Genomic DNA, 16,824 nt, shown 5'->3' with positions numbered 1-16,824 from the left:
GCGAGTCATGCCCGCGATGTAATCACCGCTTTCTCGATAGGCCACCCGCGCCGCGCGATCTTATGCTGGGAACTTGCGCCAGCCCGCGATTTGTCTAAGGGGGCTTCGACGATGGCAGCCAGCGGCGCTGCCGCAGGCAAGGGGATTCGCACGAGCATGGCCACCGCCGGCACCAGGAACCGACCGCTTTCGCCCCACCTCCAGATCTGGCGCTGGGGCCCGCATATGTTCATTTCAATTCTGCACCGCGCGACGGGTGACGGAATGGCTTTCGCCGGGCTCGGGTTGCTGTTGTGGTGGCTGGGCGCTCTCGCGCGCGGGCCTAAGGCATATGATACCTTTTCGTGGGCCGTCACCACGCCGGTGGGCTACGTCGTGCTCGTTGGCGTGTCTTGGGCCTTTTTCAGCCACATGATGAGCGGCCTTCGCCACTTCGTGCTTGATGTCGGCGCCGGTTTTGAACTGAACACAAACAAGACCTGGTCGATCCTCTGCCCTGTTCTGGGCGTAGTGTTCACTGCCGGCTTCTGGGCCCTTCTGCTGCTTCGCTGAGGACAAGGAACATGGGTAACGGAACTTCCATCGGCCGCGTGCGCGGCCTCGGCTCCGCGAAGAGCGGCACGCATCACTGGCTGCTGCAGCGCTTTACCGCGGTCGGCAACCTGCTGCTGGGTCTTTGGCTGGCGGTCTCGATCGTATTGCTGCCTGACCTCAAATACACCTCGGTTGTGGAATGGCTGGCGCGCCCTGTTCCCGCCACCGCCATGGTGCTGCTGATTATTTCCACGTTCTGGCATGCGCGCCTCGGCCTGCAAGTCCTGATCGAGGACTATGTGCATGAGCATGCGAACAAGTTCGCGTGCATCGTTGCGCTTAATCTTGCCGCTTTCGCCGGCGCCGCTTTCGGCGTCTTCTGCGTCGTCCGCCTCGCGCTGGGAGCTCACGTCTGATGTCCGCGCCCGCTTACAAGATCATCGACCATACTTATGACACCGTTGTCGTCGGCGCCGGCGGCTCGGGTCTGCGCGCCACGATGGGATCGGCCGAAGCCGGCCTGAAAACGGCGTGCATCACCAAGGTCTTCCCGACTCGTTCGCATACCGTGGCGGCGCAGGGCGGCATTGCCGCCTCGCTGTGCAACAATACGCCGGACCACTGGACCTGGCACATGTACGACACCGTCAAAGGGTCTGACTGGCTGGGCGATCAGGATGCCATCGAATACATGGTGCGCGAAGCGCCGCAGGCGGTCTACGAACTGGAGCATGCCGGCGTGCCTTTCAGTCGCAATGCTGACGGCACGATCTACCAGCGTCCCTTCGGCGGCCATATGCAGAACATGGGTGAAGGCCCGCCGGTGCAACGCACTTGCGCCGCGGCCGACCGTACCGGCCACGCCATGCTTCACGCGCTCTATCAGCAGTCGCTGAAGTACGACGCGGACTTCTTCATCGAATATTTCGCAATCGACCTCATCATGGAGGATGGCCAGTGCCGCGGCGTGATCGCCCTGTGTCTGGACGACGGTTCGATTCACCGCTTCCGTTCGCAGGCGGTCGTGCTGGCGACCGGCGGCTATGGCCGCTGCTATTTCACGGCAACTTCGGCCCACACATGCACAGGCGACGGTGGCGGCATGGTGCTGCGCGCCGGTCTGCCGCTGCAGGATATGGAGTTCGTGCAGTTCCATCCCACCGGCATTTACGGCGCCGGTGTGCTCATCACGGAAGGCGCACGCGGCGAGGGCGGTTACCTCACTAACTCCGAGGGCGAGCGCTTCATGGAGCGCTATGCCCCCTCTGCCAAGGACCTCGCCTCGCGCGATGTCGTTTCCCGTTCGATGGCCATGGAAATCCGCGAAGGACGCGGCGTGGGTCCGAACAAGGATCATATTTACCTGCACCTCGACCACATCGATCCCAAGGTGCTGGCCGAGCGTCTGCCTGGCATCACCGAGAGCGGCAAGATCTTCGCGGGCGTCGATCTGACCCGTCAGCCTTTGCCCGTGGTCCCGACCGTGCATTACAACATGGGCGGTATCCCGACGAACTATCATGGCGAAGTCATGACCATCGGCGCTGACGGCAATCCGGAAACAGTCGTTCCCGGCCTCTTCGCGGTGGGCGAGGCGGCTTGCGTCTCGGTCCACGGCGCCAATCGTCTGGGTTCGAACTCGTTGATCGACCTCGTGGTCTTCGGCCGCGCCACCGGCCACCGTCTCAAAGAGCTGCTGCAGCCCGGCGCCAAGCAGGCCGAGCTGCCGAAGGATTCGGCCGACCTCGCGCTTACCCGCCTCGATCACTTCCGCAACGCCAAGGGAGGCTCGCCCACCGCGGAAGTCCGCGTTGAGATGCAGCGCACAATGTCGCAGCACGCCGCAGTGTTCCGCACCGACGAGCTCATGGTTGAAGGCAAGGAAAAGCTGGCCAAGACCTATGAGCGCATGCAAGACATCCACGTGTCTGACCGCGGCTTGATCTGGAACTCCGACCTCGTCGAGACGATGGAACTGGACAACCTGATCTCGCAGGCCACCGTCACTCTCCACGGCGCGCAGAACCGCAAGGAATCGCGCGGCGCCCATGCGCATGAAGACTTCCCCAGCCGCGACGATGCGAACTGGATGAAGCACACTGCTGCCTGGTTCAACGGCTGGGGAGGCAAGGGCGGCGAGGTTCGTCTCGACTATCGCCCGGTGCACGAATACACGCTGACGGACGACGTGCAGTACATCAAGCCCAAGGCGCGCGTGTACTAAGCTCGTCTGCACATCGAAAAAAGGGGGCCGGCGAGTATAATCTCCCGGCCCTTTTTTGTGCAGCGATCGCTCGACGGCCGAGCCTACTCTCCCATTCCCTCGTATCCGTACCTGCAGTCGAGCTTGGTAAGCTGACTGGTGAAGCCTTCGACCGACATCCGCGTCCAGCGCGGATCCGGATGGGGGTGCAGAGTGACGATCATCTTCGTGTGATCGCCGTCCTCACGAAAATCGACTTCGATTGAGGTTTCGTAAGGTTCGCTGCCGGAAACGAAGTCGATCATATGTTTGAGTGTCAGCCTCTTGGGCGGATCGAACGTGTCGAACCAACCATTCGTGCCGTGGGAAATGGGCTGACCCATGCTTTTCATGGCCGCGATCGCTTCGGGCGCATCCGCGATCATGTCATAGGAGAGCTTTCCGCCTGCGCGTGCTTCCATGGTATGAACTTCGACACGAAAGCCCTCCGGCCCCCACCACGATTCGAATCCTTCCTTGGTTGTCCAAAGATCCCACAGCTCGTCGATGCTCGCACGGTAACTGCGCTTGACGACAACCGCTGCCTGCTCGGCAGTTGCCGCGGGTGTACTCGTTTCGCTCATCGGGGGGGCTCCTTGTCATCTGCAGCGCGGGCTTTTCGTCGTTCCCCGATCGCGGCGCCAAAACGGTCGAGGCGGGTTTCCCAGAGACTACGATAATCGGCGAGCCACGCATCCAACTCCCGGAAGGGATTTTCGCGAAGTGCATAAAGTCGTCGCTGACCGTCCGCGCGAACGGTCACGAAACCGGCGTCGTGCAGGATACGCAGGTGCCGGGAGACGCCGGACTGGTGAATGCCGGCTTCGCGGACGATATCGTTCACCTGGCGTTCGCCGTTTCGCAACGATGCGATGATGCGGCGGCGGGTCGGGTCCGCAAGGGTCATGAAAGTATCAAATTGCGCAATCATGTATATACATTAATATGTATATACCATTGATGTCAACTCTGGCGATGTTCTCGCGACTGCTTGTCGCCGCAGTGCGCGAAGCGGTCGGCGGGGCACCCTTGTCCTGCTGATGCGTTATCGATGCGATGGCTACGGAAACGGAACGCGACAGCGCGCAGGCACAGGGCAAGCTCGCAAAAAGCGCAACGCGCCTCGCCACCAGCGCGGAAAATCAGGAAGAGAGCGCTGATCGACGTACCCAGCTTGCTGCGGATCGCACGCTGCTGGCCGCTGAGCGGACTTACGCGGCGTGGGTTCGCATGGGCCTTGCAGCGCGGGCGGCGGGGGTCGGCGCGAAGGCATTGCTGGATGACCTGGTCCATCCCTGGCTGATCTTGGCCGCTTCGATCGTGCTGATCCTCTTTTCCGAGTTCTGCTTTGTTGCGGGTGTCTGGCGGGAGTTGCGCGGCGCGGTGCCGCCGCCGCGCACGGACACGCCGCATCTACCTGGCTCGCTTCTGGTCCTATTCAACGGCTTTCTGATCGTGCTGAGTTTGGCTGTGCTGGCCGCCATTGTCGGCCGCTGACGCGGTTCAGCGCCAACGCAGATTGTCGATCGCAAGTTGATCCGCCCGCCTTACGCCCATCAGTTTCATGTCCCGTACGATCTCTTCGCGAAGAATGTCGATGGCTCTCTCGACACCAGGCTGCCCGGCGGCTGCGAGAGCATAGAGATAAAGACGCCCACCTGCCGCGCACGTAGCGCCCGCAGCCAGTGCTTTGAGAACGTGAGTGCCGCGCCGCACGCCGCCGTCGCAGATGATTTCGATCTGTCCGCCCACAGCATCGGCGATCTCGCGAAGCTGATCGAACGGAGCCCTGCTGCCGTCCAGTTGCCGACCGCCGTGATTGGAGACCATGATGGCGTCAGCGCCGATCTCCAGCGCGCGTCGCGCGTCAGCCACGCTCATCACGCCTTTCAGGCAGAAAGTTCCGCCCCATTGCTCGCGGATTTGCGCCGCCGTCTTCCAATCCAGAGACTGGTCCAGCATCTCGGTGAAATAGCTCTGGATGCTCATCGCCTGGCCAGTTCCGGCGATGACGTGCGTGTCCAGGTTGGGAAGGGCGAACTTCTCGCGAAGCAGATAATCCAAGGCCCAGCGCGGCTTGGTCGCATAAGACATCAGCGATGAAGCGGTAAAGCGCGGCGGAGAGGAAAAGCCCGAGCGCAGGCAACGTTCCCGCTTGCCGCCCACGATGGTGTCCACCGTCAGCGCTATGGCGTCGAATCTGGCCGCCTTGCAGCGTTCGATCATGGAGCGATTGAGCCCCTTGTCCTTGTGGACATAAAGCTGGAACATCTTTGGGTTGTCTCCCATCGCTCCGATTTCCTCGATCGCGACGGTGGCGAGGCTGGAGATGCCGAACCACAGCCCAAACTTCTGCGCGGCGCGAGCGACTGCCCGCTCGCCTTGCCAATGGAACACGCGCTGCAGCGCGGTGGGGGACAGGATCAGGGGCAGGGCGCTTTCGCGACCCATGACCGTGATCGAGGTGTCAATTTCAGCGACGCCGGCCAGCACATCAGGCACCAGGTCCGCATGCTCGAACGCGGCTGTGTTGCGAGCCTTGGTCAGTTCGTCGTCGGCCGCTCCATCGATGTAATCGAACACCGGCCAAGGTAGCCGCCGTTTGGCGAGACGGCGAAAATCGGCGATGTTGTGGCAATCGGAAAGGCGCATAAGCCAGCATGTAGCATGCGTCAGTTTGCCCGCAACACGGCTTTGTCGATCTATTGCTTATCCGGTTGTTGCCGCCTGCTGGCTGTTCCCGCTTCGTCGACGAGGTTGCTTTTTGGCGGTGCTTTGTCTTCGTTTCCTTCGTCGGCCTTTTGGTTGCGTCGTTTCTCTTCCTTGGCTTTCATCTCGTCGTAGCGGGCCTGAACGAGGGCGGCCGGAGCAGGCCTGGCGGGATACTTGCAGCCACGCGCGGCGCCCACGCCTTTCAAGAAGCCGCGACGCGCAAGGCCAGCCTGGATGGCCGCGCCGACTTTGCGATCCTGCTCATTGGCGCCGGAAACTTCGCGGATAAGGCCGCGGAAGGGGATGAACGACGTCACCACCCATTGCGCGACTCGACCGCCGCTGATGCGATCGCGCTGTTCCTGCGGGAGGTCGATGTCAGGGCCGAGCACTTTGTCCAGATCGGCGACGGCAATGTTCAGGCGGCGGCATTTGCTGAGGCCGTCAAGGGCATAGGGTTGGTCAACGGCTGCCGTCAGAATCGGCGGAATTTCGCCGTTACGGCCGATATTCAAATCAGTTATCGGCGTCTTGGCGACATCTACGGCATCGGGATTGCGATTAGTGATGGGTCTTTCGCTGTGCCGGGCTGCGGCAGGTGCGGCGACCAGAGCGGCAGCCAGTGCAAAGCACGAGAGCCAAAGAAAGCGCATCCTCTCTCCTCCTGTTCGGTCCTGCTATTCTCGCGCAAGCGCTCGCCTGGCCTATCTTGTCCAACGTGCTGCGCATGCACTCGTTCCCGCTCGCGGCCGAGCAAGTGTTGCCCAAGTGCCATGCCTACTGTGCCTTCTCCGTAAAAACGCACATGCGAAAACCATCGCGCCAGAATTTACCAAGCGCGCGGAATTTTCATCGTATAGAGCGGGTTCGATGATCTGGGGTTTGGTGGTGCGCGTGGCGAAATGGGCGGGGACGACATGCTTGTGCGCCTTGCTGGCGATGTCCGCTCCATTGCTCGCCGCGAGCGACCGCGCCGATCGTGATCTGGAAGCGCGTCTGCGTGCGCATATCGAAGTGCTTGCCAGCGACGATTTCGATGGTCGTGAACCTGGCACTCCCGGTGAAGCGAAGACGCTGCGTTATCTCGGCCGGCAGTGGTACGATATCGGTTTGGTTTCAGGCACCAATGATCCGGGCAACGAATGGTTCGCGCCGGTCGTCTTGGTCGCGCGGGAGCCCGCTTTTTCCAGCGCCCAGTTTTTGCGTAAGGGCTATCGTACTTCGCTTTCCCCGGCGGACATGCTGGTGCTGACTTCCGGCAAACGCAGCCTGGTGCGCAATGCGCCCCTGCTTTTCGTCGGACGCGCGCGGGGCGTCGACTTCTCCCGCGCCGAGCTTGCGGGCCGCGTCGCGGTTATCCTGGATGGCGATACGCCGGACGGTGAGCGACAGAACGTCCTTCTGGCAATGGGCGCTTCAGCCGTCCTGACCGTGCTCGACGGCCCGCGCAGCATAGCGCAAGTGGCCGCGCGACGGGAGCGTTCGGGCTATGCCCTGGCCGATGATTCGCTGGGCGGCGATCTTGAGGCTTTCGTCAGCCGCAAGGCGATCGAAGCGCTGCTGAAAGGAACCTCGCATTCCCTCGATGATCTGGAAGCGGCGGCCGCGAAGCCGGATTTCGCGCCCGTCGCTCTTGATATCACGGCAACGCTGGAGGCGACCACGCGCGAGACGACAATCCACACGCATAACCTAATCGGTAAGCTTCGAGGCCGTCGCCCGGAAGCCGGTGCGGTCCTCTTTCTGGCGCATTGGGACCATTTCGGCGAGTGTGGCGAACCCACTGCGGAAGACAGAATCTGCAACGGTGCGATAGACAATGCGAGCGGAGTCGCCGCCTTGACCGAGGTGGCGCGGCGATTGGCCAGAATGCCGCAGATGGATCGCGATATCTATTTTCTCGCCACGACTGGTGAGGAACTGGGCCTGTTGGGCGCCCACGCCTTCGCCGAAGACCCGCCATTGCCACTGGAGCGGATCGTTGCGGCCTTCAATATCGATTCCGTAGCAATCGCACCCCAAGGCGCCCCATTCGCGATCGTGGGCCGCCGTATGACCAGCCTCGATGCCGACATTGCAAAAGTGGCAAAGGCCGAACATTTCAAGCTGCGTAACAACGACGAAGCAAATGCCTATGTGAAACGGCAGGATGGCTGGGCCTTGCTGCAGCACGATATTCCTGCGGTGATGGTGACAACTGCTTACGGCGATATCGATCGCATGCGCGCATTCTTCGAGAGCGACTATCATCGCCCGAGCGATGATCTTGTCCATCTTTCCCATCCGTTGCAGCTGGGCGGGGAAGTGGAGGATGTGAAGATGCTCACGGCCTTGGGCCGCTGGTTCGCCGATGCGAGAAAGGTGCCTTTGAAGGCGAGGTAAGGCGTTTTATGGCCGATTACGCGTAGCCTTGCGCGTGTAAGGCAAAGTGCCCTCTAGCCCAATCCTCTCGGCTTGATTACATGGGCCGCCACGATTCTCCCCGCAAAGGCATTGGTGGCGCTCATGGATATTCGGCTCGGACTTACTTTCGACGACGTTCTACTGCGTCCGGCCCGGTCCGACATCGTGCCGACCCAGGCCGATACCAGCACGCGCCTGACTCGCGAGATCGGTCTCAATATACCTGTGATCTCTTCCGCCATGGACACCGTGACCGAGGCGGACATGGCGATCGTGATGGCGCAGATGGGCGGCATCGGCGTCCTGCACCGCAACCTTACGATTGAGGAGCAGGTTGCTGCGGTCCGTCAGGTCAAGCGGTTCGAAAGCGGGATGGTGGTGAACCCCATCACGATTACGCCCAAAGCCACGCTTGGCGAGGCGCAGGCGATCATGCAGGCCAACCGGATCAGCGGCATTCCGGTGGTCGAAGCATCGGGTAAGCTCGTGGGCATTCTTACCAACCGCGACGTGCGCTTTGCCGACAATCCCGCTCAGCCCGTGCGCGAGTTGATGACGCACGAGAATCTCGCAACCGTAGGTCTGGGCGTGACGCAAGACGAAGCGCGGCGGCTGTTGCATCAGCGCCGGATCGAGAAGCTGCTGGTGGTGGACGATGCTTTCCGTTGCATCGGCCTCATCACCGTCAAGGACATCGAAAAGGCGGTGACTTATCCCAACGCCACCAAGGATGCCGCCGGTCGCTTGCGCGTGGCTGCCGCGACCACCGTGGGCGACAAGGGCTTCGAACGCACCGAAGCGCTCCTGGCCGCCGAATGCGACGTAGTGGTGATTGATACCGCGCATGGCCACAACAAGGATGTGGCGCTGGCGGTCGAGCGAGTGAAAAAGCTTTCTAATGCTGCACAAGTGATCGCCGGCAACATCGCGACGGCGGAGGCTGCGCGCGCCTTGATTGATGCCGGGGCGGACTGCGTGAAGGTGGGCATCGGGCCGGGCTCGATCTGCACTACGCGTATCGTGGCCGGCGTTGGCGTGCCACAGCTTACGGCGATCATGGACGCCGCGGAAGAGGCGGACAAGGCGGGCGTCCCGGTGATCGGCGATGGCGGACTGCGTACCTCCGGCGATGCAGCCAAAGCGTTGGCGGCAGGGGCTTCCAGCATCATGATCGGATCGATGCTGGCCGGCACTGAAGAAGCACCTGGCGAGACGTTCCTTTATCAGGGGCGCGCTTACAAGTCGTATCGCGGCATGGGTTCGGTCGGCGCTATGGGCCGGGGCTCGGCGGACCGTTATTTCCAGGGCGACATCAAGGATCAGATGAAGCTGGTGCCCGAAGGCATCGAAGGGCAAGTGGCTTACAAGGGGCCCGCCAAGGACGTGATCCATCAACTCGTCGGCGGCATCAAGGCGGCGATGGGCTATACCGGTTCATCCTCGATCGAGGATCTGCGCAAGAACGCTCAATTCGTGCGGATCACTAATGCGGGGCTGCGCGAAAGCCATGTGCACGATGTCACCATCACGCGCGAGGCGCCGAATTATCCGACGCGGTGAAGGCGCTGGCGCCGGAGCTTTGGTTCGATGACGCCTGCCGCACGCGTTCAGGCCGCGATCGACGTGCTCGATTTGGTGATAGAGGCGGCGCGCGCCAATGGCGCTCCGGCCGACCGCATTATTACAGACTGGTTCCGCCCACGCCGCTTTGCCGGCAGTAAGGATCGCAGGGCTGTTCGCGAACTTGCTTATCGAGCGATCCGGGCCTGCGGGGATATGCCTGCAAGCGGCCGCGCGGCCATGCTGCGGCTTGCCGCGGGAGACCCGGAAGTGACCGCATTGTTCGATGGCACTCGTCATGCGCCGCAGCCGATCGATCCAGCGGAACCTGTGGCGACAAGCGGTGTTGCGCCGGCTTGGTTGATGAAAAGGCTTGCAGCCAGCGGCATTGGCGAGATTGAAGCGAGGGCGCTGCTGGATCGCGCGCCGCTCGACATTCGCGTCAATACGCTCAAGGCAGGGTGCCTTTCGCTTCCGGAAGGGGGGGAAAGGACAGTGGCCGCAAACGGTTGGCGTTATCCGCCCGAGACACGCATCGAGGATACCGACGCCTATCTTTCCGGCGCCATCGAAATTCAAGACACGGGCTCGCAGCTTACTTGCGAGGTCTTGGCCGCCAGACCCGGCGAGATCGTCATCGATCTCTGTGCGGGCGCCGGAGGCAAGACCCTGGCGCTCGCCGCCGCGATGGAGGATCAGGGGAGGCTTATCGCGTGTGACAGCGATCGCACTCGGCTGTCCCGTCTTGCACCGCGCGCCCAACGGGCAGGAGTTTCGCGGATCGAAACGGTGCTTCTCGACCCCGGCCGGGAAGCGGGAGAGCTTGCTTCCTTTTCCGGTCAGGCTGACGCGGTTCTTGTTGATGCGCCTTGTTCGGGCACTGGCACCTGGCGGCGCAATCCGGAAGCGCGTTGGCGCCTTACGGAACGGCAATTGGCGCGCTACGTGGAAACGCAAGCCCGGCTGCTCGATATTGCGGCGGGGCTGGTGCGACCGGGCGGACGACTGGTTTTCGTCACGTGTTCATTGATTGATGAAGAGGGTGCCGGCCAGGCGGAAGGGTTTCTCCAGAGACATCCCGGTTGGCTGGTACGGGCGCCGGTCTTGCCGGTTGGAGCACCGCGAGGATCAGGACTGCGGCTGTCTCCGTACCGTGACGGCACTGACGGGTTTTTCGTCGCGCGCTTCGATTTGCTGTGATAGCGTCGCCCTCATGATGAGGACGAAACCCTCGGCCAAGGACCTGCTGATGCGTTACACGCCCATTGCCGTTGCCCTTTCTCTAATTGCCGCCATTTCTTCAAGTGTTAGCTATTCGGCCGCTCCCGAAGCTCTTGATCCTCGGGCGGGCGCGTTGCTGGGCGAGGGGCGCGCTGCTGCCGCCAGCGGCAATTACAACGCTGCGATTGATGCCTATGAAGCCGCCCTTGCAGTGGAACCGGGCAGCGTCACGGTGCTCCTTGCGCTGGCCGATGCCACCCGCAACGAGGGGCTGCAGGGTAAGGCCCTGCATTATTATCGTGTGGCGCTCGCCAGCGATCCGCGCAATCTGACGGCCTTGGCGGGAGAAGGAATGGCGTTGGCGGAGAAAGGCGCGACGGAGAAAGCCAATCGTAATCTGGCCCGCTTGCAGACGCTGTGCGGAAAGGATTGTATCGAGGCAAAGACCCTTGCGGCTGCTATCGCCAAAGGCCCATCTCCACGAATGGTAGCAGCTGACGCGGTCACGGCTAAGTCGGCGGTCAGCGAGAACTGATCCTGCCCGGCACGAATGGGCGCTTAGATCAGTTCGCGAAACTCTTCCAGAACGGCGCGATAGACTCGCTTCTTGAAGGGGACGATGATGTCCGGCAGCAATTCGGATTCCACCCATTTCCACTCGCTAAACTCTGGCGGCCGGTGAGCATTGAGATCGATGTCGGCATCGCTGCCTTCGAAACGCCCAAGGAACCAGTATTGGCGCTGGCCCCGGTATTTGCCGCCCCATAACTTGCCCATCAGTTCCTCGGGCAGATCGTAAAGCAGTTCTTCGCGAGTTTGCGAAATGAAGGTCACGTGGCGTTCCGCCACGCCCGTCTCTTCCCAGAGCTCGCGATGAGCGGCGGCCTTCAGGTCCTCATCGTCGTCGACGCCGCCTTGCGGCATCTGCCACCAGTCGCCTTCGCGATTGTCGATTCGCTTGCCGACGAAGACCTTGCCGTCCGCATTGACCAGCATGATCCCCACGCAAGGGCGATAAGGCAAGTTCGAGAGATCTTTCATCTTCAGAACGGGTTCCTAAGTATGGAGAAGGAGGGGCGCTTTGCGTTCGGTGGGGCGGTAACCGTGGCGCTGTGCATGAAATGGAGAATGGCCCAAGGCATTGCTCTTGACTAGCTGGATTTATGGTATTCAACGCAGAATGTCAGGGTTGTTCCCTTGAGAGATTTTCTAAATTGCTTCGCAAGGCTCCGACGCGCAGGGCGAAGATGACACAATGGTTCCGGCGGTCTTGCCGAAGAGGATTATGATGGCGACAATTTTAGCCGAGCACGAAATCGGGGCATCCGCACAGAACGCCGCTCCCGAAGCGGTGGTGGTGCGTTTTGCCGGGGATTCGGGCGACGGTATGCAGCTTACTGGCGGCCAGTTCACGCTGTCCACCGCGCTTGCGGGCAATGACCTCGCGACGTTCCCGGATTTCCCTGCCGAGATCCGAGCGCCTCAAGGCACGCTGTTCGGCGTTTCGGCTTTCCAGATCAATTTTGGATCCAGCGAGATCACCACGGCTGGCGATGCCCCCGATGTGCTTATCGCGATGAATCCCGCAGCGCTCAAGGTGAACGTGCCGGCGCTGAAGCCTGGCGGGCTCCTGATCGCGGATACAGGGGAGTTCAACAAGCGCAACCTGGAAAAGGCGAAGTACGAAACGAGCCCGCTGGAAGATGGCAGCCTTGCCAAGTGGAACGTGCTGGCCTTCGATATTTCGGCATTGACGCTGGAAGCCGTGAAGCCGTTCAGCCTCGGCAACAAGGAAGCGCTGCGTTGCAAGAACATGTGGACGCTGGGCCTGGCCTTGTGGATGTTCGATCGCGACCGGCAGCCGCTGATCGATTGGCTTAACGCCAAGTTCGCCAAGAACCCGGTGCTGGCTGAGGCCAATATCGCTGCGCTCAATGCCGGCCACGCCTACGGCGAGACGGCGGAATTGGCCGGGCCGCTGAAGAAACAACATATCGATCCGGTGCCGACCGAGCCGGGACTTTACCGCACCATTACCGGCGCGGAGGCGGTATCGCTGGGCCTCGTCGCCGGCGCTCGGCTGGCGGATTTGCCGATGTTCTTTGGCGGCTATCCGATTACTCCAGCCTCCGCGATCCTTCACAACCTCGTGAAGATGAAGGAGTTTGGCGTCACCACCTTCCAGGCGGAGGATGAAATCGCGGCCATCTGTGCGGCGATTGGCGCCAGCTATGCGGGCCAACTGGGCGTAACGTCTTCATCCGGGCCGGGTATCGCGCTCAAGGGTGAGGCGATGGGCCTGGCGATCATGACCGAACTGCCGCTGGTCATCGTCAACTCGCAGCGGGGCGGCCCGTCCACGGGCCTGCCGACCAAGACCGAGCAGTCGGACCTCTATCAGGCGGTCTATGGCCGCAACGGCGATGCGCCGCTGCCTGTTATCGCAGCCCGCTCGCCCGCCGACGCTTTCGAGTGCGCGATAGAGGCATGCCGCATCGCCGTGCAATTCATGACCCCGGTCATGCTGCTGACTGACGGTTATATCGGCAATGCCTCCGAACCGTGGAAGGTGCCTGATCCGGCAAGCTTCACGCCGTTCCCGATAAGTTTCCTCGAGGAAACAAATAATCCGAGCGGTAAAGTGCTGCCCTTCAAGCGCGACGAGCGCGGAGTACGTCCGTGGATCAAACCTGGAACGGCAGGCATGATGCACCGTATCGGCGGCATCGAAAAGGGCATCGACACAGGTGACATCGATTACTCGCCGGTAGTTCACCAGGCCCAGACGGACGCGCGCAAGGCCAAGGTGGACGGTGTGGCGAAAGCCATTCCCGCGCAGGAGGTGTGTCTGGGTGAAGAGACCGGCAAGCTGGCCGTGGTGGGCTGGGGGTCGACCTTCGGCCCGATTCACCAGGCCGTGCGCCGCGCCTGGCGCAAGGGTCTTTCCGTTTCGCACATTCACGTCCGCCACGTCTGGCCATTGCCGGCCAATCTAGGCGAACTGCTCAAGGGCTTTGATAAGGTGCTGGTGCCTGAGATGAACACCGGCCAGTTCAAGACCGTGCTGCGCGATCAGTTCCTGATCGACGCCAAGCCCCTCAACAAGACCAGCGGTCAGCCTTTCACCATCGCCGAGATCGAAACGGCGATTGGGGACATGTTGGCTTAAGGGGACAGATAATGAATGACATGACCCCCATCCAGACCACGCTGAAGGACTGGGAATCGGACCAGGAGGTCCGCTGGTGCCCGGGCTGCGGCGACTATGCGATCCTCAAGGCCGTGCAACGCACTTTGCCGATGGTCGGCGCGGACCCGAAGAATACCGTGTTCGTCTCTGGTATCGGATGTTCCAGTCGCTTCCCCTATTATGTCGAAAGCTATGGCTTTCACACGATTCACGGGCGCGCGCCGGCCTTTGCGACTGGCATCAAGCTGGCCAACCCTGATCTGGATGTCTGGCTGGTGACAGGTGACGGCGATGGCATGTCCATCGGCGGCAATCACACCATGCACGTGCTGCGCCGTAACCTGAACTGCCAGATCATGCTGTTCAACAACGAGATATACGGCCTCACCAAGGGGCAGTATTCGCCGACCAGCCGCGTGGGCACGTCGTCGCCGTCATCGCCGATCGGCTCGGTCGACCGCCCGGCGCTGCCTTGCGCTTTCGCCCTTGGCTCGGGCGCACGCTTTATCGCACGCGGCTATGACGTATCGAAGGAGCTGCCGAACGTTCTGAAGGCCGCTTATGAACATCAAGGCGCGGCTTTCGTCGAGATTTTTCAGAATTGTATCGTCTATAACAAGGACCGTTTCGACGATTTCACTGCGAAGGCCGTGTCTGACGACATGCAGCTGTGGTGCAATGATGGGGAACCTTTGCTCTTCGCCAAGGGCACGAAGGGTCTGTCGCTCGATCATGAGACGCTGACGCTCAAGGTGGTCGATGTGGTTGATGGCGATTGGCAGGCGGCTGATGTCGCCATCCACAACGTCAAGAACCGCGGCTTGGCGCACATGCTGGTGGAAATGCCCTTCGGTCCGTTCCCGATGGCGCTCGGCGTGATCTACAATGATCCTGCGCCGACCTTCGAAAGCGCCATCGTGGCCGAACGCGCCAAGCTGATCGAGGGCAAAACCGCCGATCTCGGCAAGTTACTTGCCAAGGGGCAGACCTGGACAGTGGAAGAGAAGGCGGCCGCGCACGGTCTGATGGAGTGATCTGAGAGCGGATGCGCGCACCTCGAACGATCTGGTTCCAGCCTAATCGACGTGGGTGAGGAGTAGACCGATCACTAGCAGCATACAGGGGTTTGGGCAGCGGCTACGGGTAAGCGCTCAGGATTGCCCGTCCATTCATTCCGGTCCATACCCGCGCCTATGAATGCGCAATCTCCGGGCAGGGGGGAAGAGCTGGTGGCGGGCGGCCGTGCCGTCGGCATTGGCTTGCGCTGGCTTGCGCTACTATGGTCGGGCGGGGTGAACCGGGTCCTGGATCGAATCGATCAGGGCCTTGTAAAAGGATCGATCCAGGCGACGCTGCCCGGTGGGACCATGCGCGTGCTGGGCGGACGGGCGCCAGGCTTCGGGGCGGTGGTCGAGATACGCAGTTGGCGGGCGCTGTTGCGGTTGGCGACGGCGGGCTCAGTCGGCTGGTATCAGGCGTGGGAGGCTGGGGAGTGGTATAGCCCCGATCCGGTTCCGCTTTTCGCGCTGTTCATGGATAACGCACTGACGCTCGGCGATGCGGGCCGAGCCCGCGGCCCGTGGCGACTGATTTCACGCGTCATCCATTGGTTGCACCGCAACACTCGCGCAGGCTCGCTGCGCAATATTCACGCGCATTACGACCTTGGTAATGACTTCTATGAGCAGTGGCTGGGTGAATCGATGATTTACTCCAGCGCCTTGTGGTCTGATGCGGGCGGCGGCCCCAATGCGTTCACTCAGTTCGTCAGCGAGCTGGATGCAGCACAATCCGCGAAGGTCGCGGCTATCGTTGAACGGCTAGATTTGGAGCCAGGTGGCCGGGTCCTGGAGATCGGTTGCGGTTGGGGCACCCTGGCCGCTTTTCTAGCCGAGCAGGCGCGAGTCCATGTCGACGCGATCAGCCTTTCGGACGAACAACTGGCCTTTGCGCGGCAGCGGTGGCGCAGCGCGGCAAGCAGCCTCGATTTCCGCAAGCAGGATTATCGCGACGTTGCCGGGGCTTACGACGCGGTGATCTCAGTCGAGATGGTTGAGGCGGTGGGCCGGCGGTTCTGGCCCGATTTCCTGGATTGCATCGCCCGTAACCTCAAGTCCGGCGGTAGGGCCGCGATCCAGTACATCGCCATGCGCGAGGAGATCTTTGAGAGTTATGCGCGCAGCGCCGATTTCATTCAGACCTTCATATTTCCGGGCGGGATGCTGATTAACGAGGGCGAAATTCGGCGCCTTGCGGCGGAGCGGGGACTCGGCTGGGAAGATCGTCGCGGCTTCGGCGCCGATTATGCTCGCACCCTTCGCGAATGGCGCCGCAATTTCGACCGGGCGGTGGAGGAGGGACGCTTACCGGCCGGTTTCGACGATCGTTTCGTGCGGCTCTGGCGCTTCTACTTGATGTATTGCGAAGGCGGGTTTCTGGGGGGCGGCATCGACGTGGTGCAAGTCACCTTAGTCAAGATGGGCTGACCCGGCTCGTTCAATCGTCGTTCATGCGCCGGAGTGCTCCGTTGCATTCGGGGCGCAGGAGAACGGCATGAAGCAAGTCGCCCTGGTCATCCTCGCCGCCGCACTTATTGCTGCGGCTCCGTCTCCCAATCGTTTCGGTGAGAGTTGCCGAGGTTTCGAAGCGATCAGGATCGGCAACGGCCAGCCCAGGACATTACCCTATCGGCTGGATTTCAGCGTCGATCTGACGTTGAAATCCTATTGTTATGCCTATTGCCGTCCGGATCAGACGTACCCTGTTGCCGATCCGGTCTCCAGTCCGCTCAAGCTCGCCGATCTGGATCAAGGTGGCGAGGTTCGTCGCATCGCTTTCGATCGAAAAACGGCAAGGCTCGTCGACTATCAGGTTTTTGAAACGCCGATCGGAAAGATCGAGCGGCGAGCCAATGCCGATTGTGTACTTACGGCGTTCCATTCGATGGAACAGGCCAGATAAC

General features: G+C 61.5%; 17 protein-coding genes. 12 read left to right on the top strand and 5 right to left on the bottom strand.

All coding sequences use genetic code 11. The annotated features are described in order from the left end of the window. Nucleotides 1-156: 156 nt before the first annotated feature. Genes sdhC through sdhA form a run of 3 tightly spaced genes read left to right on the top strand, consistent with a single transcriptional unit; the run spans nucleotide 157 to nucleotide 2,758 of the window. Nucleotides 157-552: a succinate dehydrogenase, cytochrome b556 subunit gene (sdhC, locus tag V7D69_RS02765; RefSeq protein WP_324062876.1), complete on the top strand. Its 396-nt coding sequence runs from the start codon at nucleotides 157-159 to the stop codon at nucleotides 550-552. 11 nt (nucleotides 553-563) lie between these two features. Continuing rightward, nucleotides 564-950 (top strand): succinate dehydrogenase, hydrophobic membrane anchor protein, encoded by a 387-nt coding sequence (sdhD, locus tag V7D69_RS02760; RefSeq protein ID WP_324062855.1) that lies wholly within the window; start codon nucleotides 564-566, stop codon nucleotides 948-950. Further along, entirely contained in the window at nucleotides 950-2,758 is a 1,809-nt protein-coding gene (sdhA, locus tag V7D69_RS02755; protein ID WP_324062857.1) for a succinate dehydrogenase flavoprotein subunit, read from the top strand. The genes sdhD and sdhA overlap by 1 nt, the downstream gene beginning before the upstream one ends. Nucleotides 2,759-2,841: 83 nt before the next feature. Here sdhA and V7D69_RS02750 read toward each other — a convergent pair whose 3' ends face one another. Continuing rightward, on the bottom strand, nucleotides 2,842-3,360 hold the full coding sequence (locus V7D69_RS02750; RefSeq protein WP_333605007.1) for an SRPBCC family protein: 519 nt from the start codon (nucleotides 3,358-3,360) through the stop codon (nucleotides 2,842-2,844). Further along, nucleotides 3,357-3,683, bottom strand: a complete 327-nt coding sequence (locus tag V7D69_RS02745; RefSeq protein ID WP_324062861.1) for an ArsR/SmtB family transcription factor — start codon at nucleotides 3,681-3,683, stop codon at nucleotides 3,357-3,359. The genes V7D69_RS02750 and V7D69_RS02745 overlap by 4 nt, the downstream gene beginning before the upstream one ends. A gap of 149 nt (nucleotides 3,684-3,832) precedes the next feature. Here V7D69_RS02745 and V7D69_RS02740 point away from each other — a divergent pair, with 149 nt between their 5' ends. After that, nucleotides 3,833-4,273, top strand: a complete 441-nt coding sequence (locus V7D69_RS02740; RefSeq protein WP_324062862.1) for a YidH family protein — start codon at nucleotides 3,833-3,835, stop codon at nucleotides 4,271-4,273. Between the two features lie 6 nt (nucleotides 4,274-4,279). On the opposite strand, the gene V7D69_RS02735 is transcribed toward V7D69_RS02740, so the two are convergent. Both V7D69_RS02735 and V7D69_RS02730 read right to left on the bottom strand, forming a co-directional pair. Next, nucleotides 4,280-5,428: an alpha-hydroxy acid oxidase gene (locus tag V7D69_RS02735; protein ID WP_324062863.1), complete on the bottom strand. Its 1,149-nt coding sequence runs from the start codon at nucleotides 5,426-5,428 to the stop codon at nucleotides 4,280-4,282. A 50-nt stretch (nucleotides 5,429-5,478) separates the two neighbouring features. After that, the gene (locus tag V7D69_RS02730; protein WP_333605006.1) at nucleotides 5,479-6,141 is read right to left on the bottom strand and encodes a hypothetical protein; all 663 of its coding nucleotides are present in this window, start codon (nucleotides 6,139-6,141) and stop codon (nucleotides 5,479-5,481) included. 286 nt (nucleotides 6,142-6,427) lie between these two features. Here V7D69_RS02730 and V7D69_RS02725 point away from each other — a divergent pair, with 286 nt between their 5' ends. The 4 genes from V7D69_RS02725 (at nucleotide 6,428) to V7D69_RS02710 (ending at nucleotide 11,207) form a co-directional block, all read left to right on the top strand. Further along, on the top strand, nucleotides 6,428-7,870 hold the full coding sequence (locus V7D69_RS02725; protein ID WP_442947036.1) for a M28 family peptidase: 1,443 nt from the start codon (nucleotides 6,428-6,430) through the stop codon (nucleotides 7,868-7,870). Between the two features lie 123 nt (nucleotides 7,871-7,993). Beyond that, nucleotides 7,994-9,451, top strand: a complete 1,458-nt coding sequence (gene guaB, locus V7D69_RS02720; RefSeq protein WP_324062869.1) for an IMP dehydrogenase — start codon at nucleotides 7,994-7,996, stop codon at nucleotides 9,449-9,451. A gap of 27 nt (nucleotides 9,452-9,478) precedes the next feature. Next, nucleotides 9,479-10,651 carry an RsmB/NOP family class I SAM-dependent RNA methyltransferase gene (locus V7D69_RS02715; RefSeq protein ID WP_324062871.1) on the top strand — a complete coding sequence of 391 codons (1,173 nt, stop codon included), beginning with the start codon at nucleotides 9,479-9,481 and terminating at the stop codon, nucleotides 10,649-10,651. A 49-nt stretch (nucleotides 10,652-10,700) separates the two neighbouring features. Next, the gene (locus V7D69_RS02710) at nucleotides 10,701-11,207 is read left to right on the top strand and encodes a tetratricopeptide repeat protein (RefSeq protein WP_324062873.1); all 507 of its coding nucleotides are present in this window, start codon (nucleotides 10,701-10,703) and stop codon (nucleotides 11,205-11,207) included. Between the two features lie 23 nt (nucleotides 11,208-11,230). Here V7D69_RS02710 and V7D69_RS02705 read toward each other — a convergent pair whose 3' ends face one another. Next, nucleotides 11,231-11,713 carry an RNA pyrophosphohydrolase gene (locus V7D69_RS02705; protein WP_324062875.1) on the bottom strand — a complete coding sequence of 161 codons (483 nt, stop codon included), beginning with the start codon at nucleotides 11,711-11,713 and terminating at the stop codon, nucleotides 11,231-11,233. A 247-nt stretch (nucleotides 11,714-11,960) separates the two neighbouring features. Between V7D69_RS02705 and V7D69_RS02700 the strand changes: the two genes are divergently transcribed. The 4 genes from V7D69_RS02700 to V7D69_RS02685 all read left to right on the top strand — a co-directional run bounded on the left by V7D69_RS02700 (nucleotide 11,961) and on the right by V7D69_RS02685 (nucleotide 16,823). Continuing rightward, complete coding sequence (locus V7D69_RS02700) at nucleotides 11,961-13,841, top strand: 2-oxoacid:acceptor oxidoreductase subunit alpha (protein WP_333605017.1); 1,881 nt, start codon at nucleotides 11,961-11,963, stop codon at nucleotides 13,839-13,841. An 11-nt stretch (nucleotides 13,842-13,852) separates the two neighbouring features. Then, nucleotides 13,853-14,896: a 2-oxoacid:ferredoxin oxidoreductase subunit beta gene (locus tag V7D69_RS02695; RefSeq protein WP_324063400.1), complete on the top strand. Its 1,044-nt coding sequence runs from the start codon at nucleotides 13,853-13,855 to the stop codon at nucleotides 14,894-14,896. 159 nt (nucleotides 14,897-15,055) lie between these two features. After that, on the top strand, nucleotides 15,056-16,348 hold the full coding sequence (locus V7D69_RS02690; protein WP_333605004.1) for a cyclopropane-fatty-acyl-phospholipid synthase family protein: 1,293 nt from the start codon (nucleotides 15,056-15,058) through the stop codon (nucleotides 16,346-16,348). A 67-nt stretch (nucleotides 16,349-16,415) separates the two neighbouring features. Then, nucleotides 16,416-16,823 carry a hypothetical protein gene (locus V7D69_RS02685; protein WP_324063396.1) on the top strand — a complete coding sequence of 136 codons (408 nt, stop codon included), beginning with the start codon at nucleotides 16,416-16,418 and terminating at the stop codon, nucleotides 16,821-16,823. The last annotated feature ends 1 nt before the right edge of the window (nucleotide 16,824 follow it).

It is taken from the genome of Novosphingobium sp., from assembly GCF_036733805.1.
Taxonomy (GTDB): Bacteria; Pseudomonadota; Alphaproteobacteria; order Sphingomonadales; family Sphingomonadaceae; genus Novosphingobium.
This window is presented reverse-complemented; position numbering and strand designations above follow the sequence as displayed.